This window comes from Synechocystis sp. LEGE 06083, from assembly GCF_015207725.1.
Classification (GTDB): Bacteria; Cyanobacteriota; Cyanobacteriia; order Cyanobacteriales; family Microcystaceae; genus Synechocystis; species Synechocystis salina.
Genome location: NZ_JADEWJ010000441.1, coordinates 1 through 1,450, shown reverse-complemented (window position 1 = coordinate 1,450; position 1,450 = coordinate 1). Strand labels below are relative to the sequence as shown.

General features: G+C 38.9%; 2 protein-coding genes. Both read right to left on the bottom strand.

Annotated elements, in window-relative coordinates; genetic code table 11:
- Window positions 1-534: 534 nt before the first annotated feature.
- Window positions 535-777, bottom strand: a complete 243-nt coding sequence (locus IQ219_RS19580) for a HepT-like ribonuclease domain-containing protein (protein WP_338116551.1) — start codon at window positions 775-777, stop codon at window positions 535-537.
- Between the two features lie 270 nt (window positions 778-1,047).
- A partial coding sequence (locus IQ219_RS19575) for a hypothetical protein (RefSeq protein ID WP_228017409.1) occupies window positions 1,048-1,450 on the bottom strand: 403 nt, incomplete at its 5' end.

The following is a 1,450-nucleotide window of genomic DNA, read 5'->3' as shown; positions in this document are numbered from 1 at the left end:
GTTTTCAACGGATTTTATGGATTTTTGGAATTCTGATGTTTTTAGCCTACATTCCGCACGTAGTACACCTTCGTCTGAAATCGAGTACGACGGCCAGCCTATTTCGGGGTTTGCCTCTTGCCCCCCAGTCAGTCAATACGAAAAAACTACGCTATATTTAGTGTTTTCCCGAAAATTTAGTAACTATTGGTAGAGCCTGCGGAATGTTGGTTTTAGCATTGTACTTATGATGAAATTCATTTAAGATTTGATTTGTTTGAAAGAGGCTTGGCGATCGCCGGTAAATTAACTTTGCTTTAGACTAGTATTGCTTGCTCCATAATGGCAACATTTTCAGGAGTATTAGGAGGAGGATAAACCCGAGACGAAAGATTAGCCTTAAGACGATCTACAAACGCATAAAAAACTTCATCATCATCTTGATGTTCAATGACGTAAGTTCGGAGAGATTTGAAATTCATTTCGGCAAATTTTGGGTTCATGCCAAAAGCAAATTAGTTTTTGATTGGTAAGGGGGAGGCTATATCCTATCAATCAATGATCAATGGCTGATGAAATAAAGTTAATCAACGCAGGAATATCTTTTTTGATGGCTTCCCAAATAATATCACAATCAACTTCTTTGTATTCATGGACAATTCTGTTCCTCATTCCACGGATTTCATTAAATGGAATTTGGGGATGTTGATTTTTAAATTGTTCAGAGAGTCGATTCACTGCTTCTCCCATAATCACTATTTGGGATAAAACTGAAGATTGTGTTTTTTCATCATCAATAAATTTCTATTTATCCATATTTTGAGTAAAAGCCAGAATTTTATTGAGAGCATGATAAAGATCTAAAATGACTTCTTGGTCACTGGACATAAATAATCTCCGCATTATCAAGAATATTTTGACGGCGAATCCAGTTTTTGCTATTTTTAATCGCTTTTTTGGAGACTAGATCAATTTTTCGTTTTAGTAATATTTTAAATTCATCTTCTATTTTAATCCTAAGTACAAGACAAAAGTTGTATGGGGCAGAACTGATTGACTGACAAAAGTTTAAGAGGACTCGTAGGAATAGACCTGGAGAGTAAACTCAAGGGCATAAAGGCGGCGGTGGTGCTGACGAAGGGAAGCCATAGCCGGTTCAGGGTCTTGATGGGAGAAAAAAGCGACCTGATGGATAATGGGCCATCCATTGTAGAAGGCAGTCTTCAACCAATCCCAACCGAGGCGTAAATAACTGTGGCCGCGAAACCAATGGGGGTCGACCCAACGACGATGGCCATGTTCAACTACCGTTAAGCCTTGTGCGGTTGCAAATAAAGTGGCGAGAGCCAAGAGAAACCATAATCGGGAAAAAGCACAGACAGAACGAATCTGTGATTTCTGGATATTCCAGACATTGGACTGGTCATCTAAAAAGCTCTCTTCAATCTGGAAGCGCATGCCATATTCAGCA